This is a genomic window from Sphingomonas sp. Leaf38, assembly GCF_001421825.1.
In the GTDB taxonomy this organism is placed as follows: Bacteria; Pseudomonadota; Alphaproteobacteria; order Sphingomonadales; family Sphingomonadaceae; genus Sphingomonas.
Genome location: NZ_LMLD01000011.1, coordinates 273,748 through 286,890, shown reverse-complemented (window position 1 = coordinate 286,890; position 13,143 = coordinate 273,748). Strand labels below are relative to the sequence as shown.

At 67.6% G+C, this 13,143-nt stretch carries 11 protein-coding genes; 4 read left to right on the top strand and 7 right to left on the bottom strand.

The window, feature by feature from the left end; translation table 11 throughout:
• Positions 1 to 1,477: ABCB family ABC transporter ATP-binding protein/permease (locus tag ASE88_RS08730; protein ID WP_235527889.1), on the top strand; the 1,477-nt coding region annotated here is incomplete at its 5' end.
• Between the two features lie 67 nt (positions 1,478 to 1,544).
• Here ASE88_RS08730 and ASE88_RS08725 read toward each other — a convergent pair.
• Positions 1,545 to 2,618 carry a type I restriction endonuclease gene (locus tag ASE88_RS08725; protein ID WP_056477563.1) on the bottom strand — a complete coding sequence of 358 codons (1,074 nt, stop codon included), beginning with the start codon at positions 2,616 to 2,618 and terminating at the stop codon, positions 1,545 to 1,547.
• 97 nt (positions 2,619 to 2,715) lie between these two features.
• Entirely contained in the window at positions 2,716 to 3,690 is a 975-nt protein-coding gene (locus tag ASE88_RS08720) for a hypothetical protein (RefSeq protein WP_056477561.1), read from the bottom strand.
• A gap of 125 nt (positions 3,691 to 3,815) precedes the next feature.
• On the opposite strand from ASE88_RS08720, the gene recQ reads away from it, so the two are divergent.
• The 3 genes from recQ to ASE88_RS08705 are packed head-to-tail and all read left to right on the top strand — an operon-like array spanning position 3,816 to position 6,402.
• Positions 3,816 to 5,582: a DNA helicase RecQ gene (gene recQ, locus ASE88_RS08715; RefSeq protein WP_056477559.1), complete on the top strand. Its 1,767-nt coding sequence runs from the start codon at positions 3,816 to 3,818 to the stop codon at positions 5,580 to 5,582.
• Entirely contained in the window at positions 5,579 to 6,007 is a 429-nt protein-coding gene (locus tag ASE88_RS08710) for a TIGR01244 family sulfur transferase (RefSeq protein WP_056477557.1), read from the top strand. Before recQ ends, ASE88_RS08710 begins: the two co-directional genes overlap by 4 nt.
• Positions 6,004 to 6,402, top strand: coding sequence for a hypothetical protein (locus tag ASE88_RS08705; RefSeq protein WP_056477555.1), 399 nt, complete (start codon positions 6,004 to 6,006; stop codon positions 6,400 to 6,402). Before ASE88_RS08710 ends, ASE88_RS08705 begins: the two co-directional genes overlap by 4 nt.
• A 494-nt stretch (positions 6,403 to 6,896) precedes the next feature.
• Here the strand turns inward: ASE88_RS08705 and ASE88_RS08700 are convergent, their stop codons facing one another.
• The 5 genes from ASE88_RS08700 to rpe form a co-directional block, all read right to left on the bottom strand.
• The gene (locus ASE88_RS08700; RefSeq protein ID WP_414893570.1) at positions 6,897 to 8,246 is read right to left on the bottom strand and encodes an ammonium transporter; all 1,350 of its coding nucleotides are present in this window, start codon (positions 8,244 to 8,246) and stop codon (positions 6,897 to 6,899) included.
• 23 nt (positions 8,247 to 8,269) lie between these two features.
• Positions 8,270 to 8,608, bottom strand: a complete 339-nt coding sequence (locus tag ASE88_RS08695; protein ID WP_056053652.1) for a P-II family nitrogen regulator — start codon at positions 8,606 to 8,608, stop codon at positions 8,270 to 8,272.
• A gap of 277 nt (positions 8,609 to 8,885) precedes the next feature.
• Positions 8,886 to 10,448, bottom strand: coding sequence for a bifunctional phosphoribosylaminoimidazolecarboxamide formyltransferase/IMP cyclohydrolase (purH, locus tag ASE88_RS08690; RefSeq protein ID WP_056477551.1), 1,563 nt, complete (start codon positions 10,446 to 10,448; stop codon positions 8,886 to 8,888).
• A 229-nt stretch (positions 10,449 to 10,677) separates the two neighbouring features.
• A complete protein-coding gene (locus ASE88_RS08685) occupies positions 10,678 to 12,426 on the bottom strand; it encodes a heparinase II/III domain-containing protein (protein ID WP_235527888.1) in 1,749 nt (582 codons plus the stop codon).
• Complete coding sequence (rpe, locus tag ASE88_RS08680) at positions 12,423 to 13,079, bottom strand: ribulose-phosphate 3-epimerase (protein ID WP_055874385.1); 657 nt, start codon at positions 13,077 to 13,079, stop codon at positions 12,423 to 12,425. Before rpe ends, ASE88_RS08685 begins: the two co-directional genes overlap by 4 nt.
• Between the last annotated feature and the right edge of the window lie 64 nt (positions 13,080 to 13,143).

Here is a 13,143-nt window from a genome sequence, read left to right as displayed (position 1 = left end):
GTTTCGGCACCTGCATGCGCTGAGCCTTGATTTCCATCTGTCGCGGCGGACGGGCGCGGTGACCAAGGTGGTCGAGCGCGGCACCAAGAGCATCGATACGATGCTGTACTTCCTGCTGTTCAACATCGCGCCGACACTGTTCGAACTCGTGCTGGTGCTCGGGCTGTTCTGGACCAAGTTCGGCTGGCCGCTGGTTATCGCGACGGTCGTGATGGTCGCCGGCTATATCGCGTTCACGCGGATGGTGACCGACTGGCGCAACGCACTGCGCGCGCGGATGAACGACCTCGATACCGGCGCGGTCGCGCATGCGGTGGATTCGCTGCTGAACTTCGAGACGGTCAAGTATTTCGGCGCGGAGGAGCGCGAGGCGAAACGCTACGACAGCGCGATCACGGCGTATTCGGAAGCTGCGGTGAAGAGCGAGAATTCGCTCGCATGGCTGAATCTCGGCCAGGCGCTGATCACCAACCTGATGCTCGCGGGCGGCATGGGGTTCGTCGTGTGGCGGTGGAGCCGCGGCGAAGCGTCGGCGGGCGACGTGGTGTTCGTGTCGACGTTGCTCGCACAGCTGTTTCGCCCGCTCGACCTGCTGGGGATGGTGTATCGCACGATCCGCCAAGGCGCGCTCGACATGGCGGCGATGTTCGACCTGATCGATACGCCCGCCTCCGTGATCGATGCGCGGGATGCGCCGGCGTTGACGGTGACCGCGGGGCATGTGCGGTTCGAGAATGTCTCGTTTGGTTATGACGCCGGCCGGCCGATCCTGCGCGACCTCGAACTCGATGTGCCGGCGGGATCGACGCTCGCGGTGGTCGGGCCGTCGGGGGCGGGCAAGTCGACGCTCGCGAGGCTGCTGTACCGGTTCTACGATTTGACGGGCGGGCGGATCACCGTCGACGGGCAGGATATTGCCGAAGTGCGCCAGGCGTCGTTGCGCGCCGCGATCGGGATCGTGCCGCAGGACACGGTGCTGTTCAACGACACGATCGGGTACAATATCGCCTATGGCCGCGAAGGCGCCGAGATGCCCGAAGTCGAGTCGGCGGCGAAGGGTGCGGCGATCGCGGGCTTCATCGAGCGCCAGCCGCTGGGCTACGCGACGCGGGTCGGCGAACGCGGCCTGAAGCTGTCGGGCGGCGAGAAACAGCGCGTGGCGATCGCCCGGACGTTGCTCAAGAACCCGCCGATCCTGATCCTCGACGAGGCGACGTCGGCACTCGACAGCCGCACCGAGGCCGAAATCCTCGACACGCTAGAGGCGATCGAGCGCGGTCGCACCACGATCGTGATCGCGCACCGTTTGTCGACCGTGGTGCATGCCGACCAGATCGTCGTGCTCGAGGCGGGGCGCATCGTCGAGAAGGGCACGCATGGTGAGCTGCTGCGCCGGGAGGGCGTCTATGCGGAGATGTGGAATCGCCAGGCGCAGGAGCGTGCGGGACAGGATGACGGGGCGCTGGCGGCGGAGTAGTTGGGGAATTTAACCTCGCGCGGCCGAGTTTTCTGCTCTGCCAGCGCGGGGAAATGATCGAGCCCGGCTAAGCGGGGATCGCGGGATCGAGTTCGCGCAGGCGCGTCTCGATCGCGGTCGAATATTGATAGATATGCGTGAGATCGGACAGCAGATGGCGCGTCTCGTCCTTCCCCGCGAACATCCCGAGATATTTGGTCGTGATGCCGTTGAAATGCATTCGCGCAATCGTCTTGCGATTATTGTCGTCGAGCAGGATCGCGCAATAGGACTTCGCATCTCGGACGATGACGCGCTTCGGATCGATCAGCCGCGAGGCGATCGCCTGGATGATGTGGAAACCCGAAATTTCCTCCTGCGTCGTGACGATGCCGTCGCCCTCCGACGGGTCGTCATCGGCGCCGACGGGCAGATCCTCGACCGGGCTCGACGCCTTCAACGCCGAGGAAAGCCGCTCGTTGACGAAATCGCGGATCAGCGCGGCAATCGCGGGGGAGAGCAGCTTGGCGAACCCGTCCTTGATCGCGGGTGTCAGCCGGCCGCCGTGCACGCGCTGCGCCATCATCCGGACGAACTCGTCGGAGGGCTCGGCGAACTCCTTTTCCAGTTCAAGACGGATCAGCGACTGCGTCTTGAGGCTGCCCGCCTCTTGGACGATCTTGTCGATGTCGAACGCCGCCTTGGTGAACTTCTCGAGCGTGCGGATGTCGCCAGGCTTGATCGCGTCCATCGTGAAGGTGAAAAACGGCTGGTCGTCCATCTTGTTCGGGCGTTCGATATCCGAATAGAATTGGTAGACGACGCCGTTGGTGAGGACCGCAAGACGGGCATCGGTGACGCTGAAATAGCGGAACAGTTGCCCGGCGTGATTGACGTTAAGTTGCACCGAGGACGGCTTGCACTCGGTCAGGATCGAGACCTTACCACCGGCGCAGATCGCATAGTCGACCTTCTCGCCTTTCTTGGTGCCGACATCGGCGCTGAACTCCGGGACGACCTCGGATGGGTTGAACACGTCGTAGCCGAGTGACTGCAGGAACGGCATGACCAGCGCGGTCTTTGCCGCCTCTTCTGTCAGGAGAACCTCGCGGTGCTCGATCGTCCGTTTCTGCAGTTCGGCCAGCCTGATGCTCAGTTCCATGTGCGTCCCCCCGGGTGAACATGGGAGGATGCGGGCGCGCGGGCCGGCGGTCCATGGCCCGCGAGCGACAGACTGGCCGGAACTCGACCGAGTTCGCCTAGCCGCAGGTCAGTCGGACCTGTTTCGCGGGCTGGTCGAACACGATTTCGGAACAGTGGTCGAGCACGTCGGCGCCGAGCGTCAGGCGGTCGTGTTTGGGGTCCCGCTTGCGCTTGGCGGTGACGACGATCTCGTCGGGGTCGGGCGGGGCGGCGTCGGCCTCGCGGATCGACACGGCGCTGCCGACGTCGCTGGTGCGGACGCCGAGCGTTGCGAGCCGCAGCGGACCGACCGCGAGCGGGTCCGCGAGAGTCATCGTGCGAACGGGGCGGGTGATGCCGAAGGCGATCTCGACACGCTCGGCGGTGCCCGTGAGCGTGCCGCGCTGCGCCTCGGCGATCAGCGACGCCGCGTTGGCGGTGACCGTGGTGCGCGGATGATAGGGATCGAAACGGACGCGGATCGGCTGGCCGCCGATCATGATCTGCGCGAACACGCCCGACAGCCGCCCGAACAGCCCGCCGCCATCGACCATCGGTAGTGCGACCGTCCGTTCGCCTGTGCGGGGTGCGCGCAGCGCGATACGCACGACGGGTTCGGGAAGCGACCCCGGCCCGATGCTGCCATCGCCGACGGTCGCATAGACACGCCCGACCCAGCGACCGTCGGCAGAGCCCTGTTTGGGGCTGGGGAAGCCGACCCGGCGCTTCACGTGGGTTCCACCGAACGTCATCGGCCTGACCGTCGTGGCCTGCATCGCGCCCTGCCCGCCGACCGAATAGCCGAGCTCCATCATGCCGCCCTTCAACGCGAGCCGGTCGGCCGCGGTGGTGGTCATCAGGACCAGCCCGGGCGCGGCCGGATCGACGCGGAGCGTGACCGGCGCGCCGTCGATCGTTGCGGCGATCAGACCACCGACCGGCACGTCGCGCACCGGCGGCGGCGTGTCCGCGGCAAGACCCGCACTGCCGATCGGGACGAGCGCGACCAGCAGGAGCGCCGCGGTGCCCCCACGCAAAACAGAGCCGTTCATGCCTTCTCCCTCAACTGATCGCGGTGGGTGTCGCACATCGCAGCCGTGCCGCAACGCCATTTGCCACGAGTATGAATGTATGCGTGCCCTCGACGCAGCGGCATGCGACGCCTAGATCGGCTAGGATGCTCGACCCCCTTCCCGATCTCCAGCGTATCTTTGGTTTCCCCGAGTTTCGCGGCGTGCAGCGCGACGTCGTCGACCGGGTGCTCGCGGGGCAGCGCACGCTGGCGGTGATGCCGACGGGTGCGGGCAAGTCGCTATGCTATCAGCTACCTGCGACGATGCTGGAGGGGACGTGCGTCGTCGTCTCGCCGCTGATCGCGCTGATGCACGATCAGTTGCGCGCAGCCACCGCGGTCGGAATCAAGGCGGCGACGCTGACCTCGGTCGATACCAATCGCGAGGAGACGATCGCACAGTTCCGCGCGGGCGATCTCGACCTGCTCTACGTCGCGCCCGAGCGGGCCTCGAACGAGAGTTTTCGGAATCTGCTCGGCCAGGCGAAGCTCTCGCTGTTCGCGATCGACGAGGCGCACTGCGTCAGCGAGTGGGGGCATGATTTCCGACCGGACTACCGCCTGCTGCGGCCTCTGCTCGACAGTTTTCCCGACGTGCCGCGGCTCGCGCTGACCGCGACCGCGGACGCCCACACGCGGGCGGATATCCTGGAGCAGCTCGGGATTTCGCAGGACGGCCTGATCGTGTCGGGGTTCGACCGGCCGAACATCCGCTATGCGATTTCGGGGCGCGACAACGTCAACCGGCAGATCGCCGACATCCTCGAGAAGATCCCGGGGCCGGGGATCGTCTATGCGCAGACGCGCGCGGCGACCGAGAAGCTCGCCGAGGCGCTCGGGCGCAGCGGACGGCCGACGCGGGCCTATCATGCCGGGCTCGACCCGCAGGTGCGCGCGAAGAACCAGGCGGATTTCGTCGCGAGCGAGGATATGGTGATCTGTGCCACGGTCGCGTTCGGGATGGGGATCGACAAGCCCGACGTGCGGTTCGTCTGCCATGCCGGGCTGCCGAAATCGATCGAGGCCTATTATCAGGAAACGGGGCGCGCGGGGCGCGACGGCGATCCGGCGATCGCGCACCTGTTCTGGGGCGCGGAGGATTTCGCGCGCGCACGCCAGCGGATCGGCGAGGTCGAGCCCGAGCGGCAGGCGGGTGAGCGACAGCGGCTGACCGCGATGGGTGGGTTGGTCGAGACCGCCGGGTGTCGGCGCCGGATCCTGCTCAAGCATTTCGGCGAGGACAGACACGAGGATTGCGGGAATTGCGACAATTGCCTCGGCAATGTCGATGCGGTGGACGCGACCGAGACCGCGCGTAAATTCCTGTCGGCGGTGTTCCGCACCGGACAGATGTTCGGCGTCGGCTATATCGAGGGGATCCTGACGGGCGTGTCGTCGGAGCGCAGCCTGATGAACGGGCATGAGGCGCTGTCGGTGTACGGGATCGTCGATGGCGACGAGGTGGCGTTGCTGAAGCCCGTGTCGCGCGCGCTGATGCTGAAGGATGCGCTGCGCACCAATCCGCATGGCGGCCTCGAGTTCGGGCCCGCGGCCAAGGCGATCCTCAAGGGCGAGGCAACGCTGTCGGTGATCGTACCGCCCAAGCGCGAGCGGCGGCGCAAGGCAGCGGCGGGTGCTGTGCCGAACCCGGTCGACGATCCGCTGTTCGAGGCGCTGCGCGTGCGGCGGCGCGATCTGGCGAAGGAAGCGGGCGTTCCGCCGTATGTGATCTTCCACGATTCGGTGCTGCGTGACATGGCGGCGCAGCGGCCCGCATCACGCGCGGCGCTCGCCGTGCTGTCGGGCATTGGCGCGCGCAAGCTCGACGCCTATGGAGATGCCTTTCTGGCAGTTATCCGCGAGTCCGCATGATCCGGCACATCAACGAAAGCATTTCGGTCTCCCCGCAGATCGCGGTCGAGCACGTCGCGGAGATCGCCGCGGCGGGCTATAAGATGATCGTCAACAACCGGCCGGACGACGAGGATGCGGGGCAGCCTTCGGGCGACGCGATCCGGGCGGCGGCCGAGGCGGCGGGGCTGAATTACGTCGCGATTCCGGTGACGCATGCGGGTTTCTCGCATCCGCAGATCGACGCCATGACGCAGGCGCTGACCGCGGCGGACGGGCCGGTGCTGGCCTATTGCCGGTCAGGGACGCGGAGCTGCAATCTGTGGGCGCTGGCGGCGGCGAAGGCGGGGCGCAACCCGAACCTGTTGCTCGCGCAGGCCGAGGACGCAGGCTATGACCTGCGCGGGATTCGGCCGATGCTGGACGCGCTCGCAGGGCCGCGATGACACCTGCGATCGTCGGCGGCATCGGGGCCGCCGTGGTGGTCGGGCTCGCCGGTCTGTGCTGGATCGTGATGCGGATGCGGCGCGTCGTGAAGATCGAGACGCCCGAGGAGGCGGCCGACGCGGCGCAGACGCAGCTTGCCGGGTTCGCGGTGGCGGGCGCCGTCGTCGGGGCGGATGGCCAGGGCGCGCTGGCGATCGCCGACGACGGGCGCGTGGCGGCGGTGAAGCGGATCGGCAAGCGATTGGCGGTACGCGAGGTTTCGTGGCGGACGGTGCGCGCGACGCGCGAGGGAATCCTGGTCGAGACCGGCGACCGGGCGCTGGGGGCTGTCATGCTCGCGCAGGTCGACGTGCTGGATATCCGGCGGTTGGCCCCCAAGGGTGTGCGGGTTTGACGAACCTAATGCCCGTTCGTCCTGAGTAGCTGCTGAGCGTGTCGAAGCGGCGTATCGAAGGATAGGTTGGCTCTCGGGGCCTGTGCTTCGATACGAGCCCTCGATACGCGCCTTACGTCGCTACTCGGTCTCTACTCAGCACGAACGGGTGGGGGTTGGGCTAGTCCTATCGGGCCTACATACCACCCCGGCGGAGGCCGGGGTCCAATTGGCGAGGTCGATATAACGAGGGATGATCCGTCGTCATTGCCGTCCCCCAGTTGGGCCCCGGCCTTCGCCGGGGTAGAAAGCATGTACCCCCGTCGCCTTGCTTGGTCCTGAGCGTCCGCCTTCACGGGAGAGGCGCGCCCTGCTCTTCTCGCTGGACTCGGTCGAAGTACTACTTCGACCGACAAAAAATGGCCCGGTGTGTTGCCACACCGAGCCAAGGTTGTCCGCAGGAGGAACGTCGTGGGTGCGGGCTCGGGTGGCCCGCTACCGATTGGTGTTGGCGATCAGTTGTACGCGCGCTCGCCGTGCTCGCCGATGTCGAGACCTTCGGTTTCGACTTCGCGCGAGACGCGCAGGCCGGTCAGCGCCTTGGCGACGTAGATCGCGATGACGGTACCGACAGCCGCCCAGACGATCGTGGTGGCGACCGCCGCGACCTGGACGAAGAGCTGGTGGCCCATGTCGAAATCGGGCTTGCCGGGGCCGCCGAGCGACGGGGCGTAGACGATGCCGGTGCCGATCGCGCCGATCATGCCGCCGATGCCGTGGATGCCGAACGCGTCGAGCGCATCGTCATAGCCGAGCTTCGGCTTGAGGAAGGTCACCGCGTAATAGCAGACCACCGAGGCGACCGCGCCAAGGATGATCGCGCCGAACGGACCCGAATTGCCCGCCGCCGGCGTGACCGCGACGAGCCCGGCGATGATGCCCGAGCAGAAGCCGAGCGCCGAGCCCTTGTGGCCGTTGACGCGCTCGATCAGCATCCAGGCGAGCCCAGCCGATGCGGTGGCGACGAAGGTGTTGAGCATCGCGAGCCCGGCCGAGCCGTTCGCCTCGAGCGCCGAGCCGGCGTTGAAGCCGAACCAGCCGACCCAGAGCAGCCCGGTGCCGATGCCGGTCATCGTCAGCGAATGCGGCGCCATGCGCTCGGCGGGGTAGCCGATCCGCTTGCCAAGGATGAGCGCGGCCACCAGCGCCGAGACGCCCGCGTTGATGTGGACCACGGTGCCGCCGGCGAAATCGAGCGCGCCCATCTTGAAGAACTTGCCGCCCGATGCCCACACCATGTGCGCAACCGGGAAGTAGACGATCGTCAGCCATACGATGGCGAACACCATGACGGCCGAGAACTTCATCCGTTCGACGACCGAGCCGAGCACGAGCGCGATGGTGATCGCAGCGAACGTCATCTGGAAGCAGATGAAGACATACTCGGGGATCGCGACGCCCGCGGTGAAGGTCGCCGCGGTCGAGTCGGGCGTGATGCCGCGGAGCAGCGCCTTGCCGAAGCCCGAGATATACTCGCCGCCGCCGTCGCCGAACGCCATCGTATAGCCGTACATGACCCACAGCAGCATCGCGAGACACGCGACCGCGCCGATCTGAGTCATCGTCGACAGCATGTTCTTGGCACGGGTGAGGCCGCCGTAGAACAGCGCGAGGCCGGGGACGATCATCATCAACACCAGCAGCGTCGACGTCATCATCCAGGCGGTGTCGCCCTTGTTCACGGTTGCCACCACGGGTGCGACCACGGGCGCCACGGCGGGTGCGGCGACGTCCTGCGCCCAGGCGGGGGCGGCGGCGATCATCGCGGCACCGAACCCGAGGACCGCGGAAGCGGCCGTCTTCATGTTATGCTTCATCTCGTCCCCCCTCAGAGCGCTGAATCGTCGGTTTCGCCGGTGCGGATGCGCACCGCCTGCCCCACGTCGAGCACGAAGATCTTGCCGTCGCCGATCGCGCCGGTGTTCGCCGAGGCCTGGATCGCCTCGACCACGCGGTCGGACAGGCTGGCGGCGCAGACCACCTCGATCTTGATCTTGGGCACCATGTTGGTGCTGTATTCGGCCCCCCGGTAGATTTCGGTCTGGCCCTTCTGCCGGCCGAACCCCTTGACCTCGGTGACCGTCATGCCCGCCACGCCGATCGTGGTGAGCGCTTCGCGCACCTCGTCGAGCTTGAACGGTTTGATGATGGCAATGACGAGTTTCATCGCGCCCCTTCCCCTTGTTACGGAAGGTCCCTCGCAATGTGCGTGCCAGTTGGGCCATCGAGGGGGCAAGGCGTGCGCGGCGGGCGGGCAGCGGTGAGGTTGCGGTTAAAACTTGTGCAGTGCGGTGGCCATGCCTGTTTTATGGGCAGGCACGCTCTTTCGTCATTCCCGCGGAGTCGGGAACCCATATTGGCTAGCGTACGTGATACGCGTGGAGGTGAGCCAGTCTGGGTCCCCGCCTTCGCGGGGATGACGGTTGGTATCGAGCGTTTCGACCTCAGTGGCGGAAGTGGCGCATGCCGGTGAAGACCATCGCGAGGCCGGCTTCGTCCGCCGCGGCGATGACGTCGGCGTCGCGGATCGAGCCGCCGGGCTGGATCACTGCCGTGGCGCCTGCTTCGACCGCGGCGAGCAGCCCGTCGGCGAACGGGAAGAACGCGTCGGAGGCGACTGCCGAGCCGATCGTGCGCGGGGTGGACCAGCCGGCCTTGTTGGCGGCGTCCTTCGCCTTCCACGCGGCGATGCGCGCGGATTCGAGGCGGTTCATCTGGCCCGCGCCGATCCCAGCGGTGCTGCCGTCCTTGGCATAGACGATCGCGTTCGACTTGGTGTGCTTGGCGACCGTCCAGGCGAAGCGGCAGTCGATCAGTTCCTGCTCGGTCGGCTGGCGCTTGGTGACGACGGTGAGTTCGCCCGGCGTGCCGTTGTCGCGGCCCTGGACGAGCCAGCCGCCGGCGATCGACTTGGCGGTGAGGCCGGTGCGCGCGGGATCGGGGAGCTCGCCGGTGAGCAGCAGGCGGAGGTTCTTCTTGGCGGCGAACAGCGCGATCGCGTCCTCGTCGGCATCAGGGGCGACGACGACCTCGGTGAAGATGCCGGTGATCGCGCGCGCCGTCTCGGCGTCCAGCGTACGGTTGACGGCGATGATGCCGCCGAATGCGGAGACGGTGTCGCAGGCGAACGCGGCGGCATAGGCCTCGGCGAGCGTCGCGGCGGTCGCGACGCCGCAGGGGTTGGCGTGCTTGACGATGACCACCGAGGGGTCGGCGTCGCGGAACTCAGCGATGAGTTCGAGTGCGGCGTCGGCGTCGTTGAGGTTGTTGTAGCTGAGCGCCTTGCCCTGAAGCTGGCGCGCCTGGCCGATCCCGCGAACGCTGCCCGTCGCCGTGTAGAAGGCGGCGGACTGGTGCGGGTTCTCGCCGTAGCGAAGCGTGTCGCCGCGCTTGAGCGTGATCGGCAGGGTGGCGGGGAATTCCTCGGCCTGGTCGACGGTGCCGAACCACGTTGCGATCGCCGAATCATAGGCGGCGGTGGTGGCAAAGGCCTTGGCGGCCAGTTTCTTGCGGTCTTCGAGCGTGGTGGTGCCGCCCGATACCAGCGCATAGTCGGCGGGATCGGTGACGATCGCGACATAGGCGTGGTTCTTGGCGGCCGAGCGGACCATGCTGGGGCCGCCGATGTCGATGTTCTCGATCACGGTGTCGCGGTCGGCGCCCTTCGCGACGGTCGCCTCGAACGGATAGAGATTGACGATGACGAGGTCGATCGCACCGATCGCGTACTCGGCCATCGAGGCGGCGTGGCCGGCGTCGTCGCGGACCGCGAGCAGGCCGCCATGCACCATCGGGTGGAGCGTCTTGACGCGGCCGTCCATCATCTCGGGGAAGCCGGTGAGTTCACTCACGTCGCGCACCGTGAGCCCCGCAGCGCGCAGCGCGGTGGCGGTGCCGCCGGTGGAGACGAGCTCGACGCCGTGGCTCGCGAGCGCCGTGCCGAGATCGAGGATCCCGGTCTTGTCGGAAACGGACAGGAGCGCGCGCTTGATCGGGATGCTGGTCATGAGGGTCTTTCGTATTCCGGGGGGCCACCGTGCGGCGGTGCCTTAGCGTCGGTTGACGTTGGGGAACAGGGGGCGAGACGCTCACGCGCCCTCTCCCCGCGTCATCCTGACGAAAGTCAGGACCCAGGGTACCAGACGACCGCGCTTGTGGCTCTGGGTCCTGACTTTCGTCAGGATGACGCGGGGTGGGATGACGCGGGGTAGGATGACGGGGGTGGGGTAAAGACCGTCAGGCCTTCTTCAGCGCCCAGCTTACGCTCGCACCGCCGGCCGCGGCTTCGCCGGTTATCATCAGCTGTTGCGTCGCGACCGGGCGGCCGTCGGCGTCGATCCAGACGCTGTCCTCGACCACCAGCGCGCCGCCGCGGCAGCGGAACTGCCAGAGCGCGCCGCCCGGCAGGCGAAGGATCGCGCCGAGGCCGTCGGCGGTGGGCGACACTTGGACGCCTTCGCCGAGATGGAAGCGGATCGCGAACAGCGACAGGCCGACGCGGCGTTTGCGCCCCTGCGGCAACAGCGCATCCTCGCCGCGCAGTTCGCGGCCGTCGCCGGTGAGCATCAGCTGGCGGCGGTGGAGGAAGCCCCAGCGGCGGACATAGCCGTCATGGCTCGCCTCGATCCGGCTCGCGGCCTCGGATTCCTGGCGGCTGAGTTCGACTTCGCCGACGCCGCGGCCGAGCGTGCCGTCGGCCAGGATCGCGGTCGAGTTGCTGTCGGCTATCGTCAGCGTCGAATGCGCCGCGGTCGAGCGCAGCCCCTCGACCATCGCGGGCGGGAGTTGCGCGATGCCCGCACGCGCACCGCCGCAGTTGACGACGATCCGCGCCGGACCGTCGGAGAATTCGAACGCCAGCGTCGACGCGCAGCCGCCCTCGACGAGCCGCGCGATCGGCGGCGGTGCCGCGTCGACGATCAGCACCGCGGTCCCGGCCGCGAGGCGTTGATAGCCCCAGTCGCGCGCCTGGCGGAGCGGACGCGTGCGGACGCCGCTGGCCTCGATCACCGCGGCGACCTGCGTTTCGCTCGCCGGGCCGCCACCCTGCCAGCTCGACAGACCGCGATCGGCGTGCGCGACGCCGAGCAGCGCCGCGACCATCCGGGTGAGCGTGACCGCCACCGTCTCGGGCAATTCGGCGCCGCGCGCGGCGTAGCTTTCCTGGAGCAACGTCAGCAGCTGGATCGAATCGAGCAGCATCGCCGGACTGCGCGAGACCGAGCCGCCATCGTCGAACAGACCGGTCCCGAGCGCGCGGAGCAGCCCGGCTTCGCCGAATGCCTGGCGGGGTTCGCCGCCGGGGATGAGCAGGCCGGCGGCGACGACCCCGCACCACGCGGCGATGCGCGGGGCGCCCGCGGGGGCCTTGTCGGCGGTACGATCGAGGTGGAGCGCGCCCTTGGCGAGCGCGTTGAGCACCTTCGAGCGGTAGATTTGGTCGGACGACGACAGGATCAGCGGCGCATGCGCGGTCCAGGCGAGGATCCGCCTGCCCCACATGTCGGGCCGCCACGCGATCCCGCCCTGCGTGTCGGCGTGCGCGGTCAGCCAGAGGCCCATGAGATATTCGGCGATCGGCGCGCCGCGCGAGCGGGTTGCGACGGTCGACAGGTCGCGCAGCCACGCGAAACTCTGCAGATACTCGGCAAAGGGTTTGGGGAGCGGCTTGGCGAGATCGAGCGTCTCGATATCGCGCGCTTCGCCGCGGAACAAGAGCACGCCCTCCAGCAGCATCGTGCCGCGCGGGATGTCGCCGAGGATGGGATCGTCGGGGACCGCGATCAGCTTGAGCGGGTAGCGCCCCTTGAGCCGCAGCGTGTGCAGCGGGGTGCGCCACGTCAGCCGGTGGAAGCGCTCCGCGAGGCGGTCGGCGAGCGACAGCCCCTTGTCGCCGCCGAGACGGATCAGGCGACGGCCTTCATCGATCCCGTCGGGCGCCGACTCGGTCACGACATCGCGCGTCAGATCATGCGGTTCGTTCACCCCCGCAACGCGGCGATGTTGGCAGCATAATGATCGGGGCCGCCGCGGAAGACCGAGGTGCCCGCGACGAGCGCGTCGGCGCCCGCCTCGATACAGCGCTTGGCCCATTCGGCATCGACGCCGCCATCGACCTCGAGATCGATCGCACGCCCGCTCTTTTCGATCATAGTGCGGATCGCGGAGATCTTCTTGAGCTGGCTCGGAATGAAGCTCTGGCCGCCAAAGCCGGGGTTGACGCTCATCACCAGCACGAGGTCGACCATGTCCATGAGGTAGTCGAGCATCTTGGCGGGCGTGCCGGGGCAGATCACGATTCCGGCGCGCTTACCGAGCGACTTGATGTGCTGGAGCGAGCGGTGGATGTGCGGCCCCGCTTCGTAATGCACCGTAATGCAGTCGGCACCCGCCTCCGCGAACGCGTCGAGATAGGCGTCGACGGGCGAGATCATCAGGTGGACGTCGAACGGCTTGGTGGTGACGCCGCGGACCGACTTCATGACCGCGGGACCGAACGAGATGTTGGGGACGAAATGGCCGTCCATCACGTCGATATGGATCCAGTCGGCACCGGCCTTGTCGATGGCGCGGACTTCCTCACCGAGCTTCGAAAAGTCGGCGGAGAGGATCGAGGGGGCGATGCGGACGGGTTGCATGACTGTGTCCTAGCGCGGGATTCGGTTGGTGCGAAGGCCTTCTATCCTCCCCCGCCGGGGGGAG

What these genes read in the sequence shown, in the direction of transcription:
- ASE88_RS08725 (WP_056477563.1), bottom strand. Translation starts at nt 2,618, where the DNA reads ATGGAACTGAGCATCAGGCTGGCCGAACTGCAGAAACGGACGATCGAG.
- ASE88_RS08720 (WP_056477561.1), bottom strand. Translation starts at nt 3,690, where the DNA reads ATGAACGGCTCTGTTTTGCGTGGGGGCACCGCGGCGCTCCTGCTGGTC.
- recQ (WP_056477559.1), top strand. Translation starts at nt 3,816, where the DNA reads ATGCTCGACCCCCTTCCCGATCTCCAGCGTATCTTTGGTTTCCCCGAG.
- ASE88_RS08710 (WP_056477557.1), top strand. Translation starts at nt 5,579, where the DNA reads ATGATCCGGCACATCAACGAAAGCATTTCGGTCTCCCCGCAGATCGCG.
- ASE88_RS08705 (WP_056477555.1), top strand. Translation starts at nt 6,004, where the DNA reads ATGACACCTGCGATCGTCGGCGGCATCGGGGCCGCCGTGGTGGTCGGG.
- ASE88_RS08700 (WP_414893570.1), bottom strand. Translation starts at nt 8,246, where the DNA reads ATGAAGACGGCCGCTTCCGCGGTCCTCGGGTTCGGTGCCGCGATGATC.
- ASE88_RS08695 (WP_056053652.1), bottom strand. Translation starts at nt 8,608, where the DNA reads ATGAAACTCGTCATTGCCATCATCAAACCGTTCAAGCTCGACGAGGTG.
- purH (WP_056477551.1), bottom strand. Translation starts at nt 10,448, where the DNA reads ATGACCAGCATCCCGATCAAGCGCGCGCTCCTGTCCGTTTCCGACAAG.
- rpe (WP_055874385.1), bottom strand. Translation starts at nt 13,079, where the DNA reads ATGCAACCCGTCCGCATCGCCCCCTCGATCCTCTCCGCCGACTTTTCG.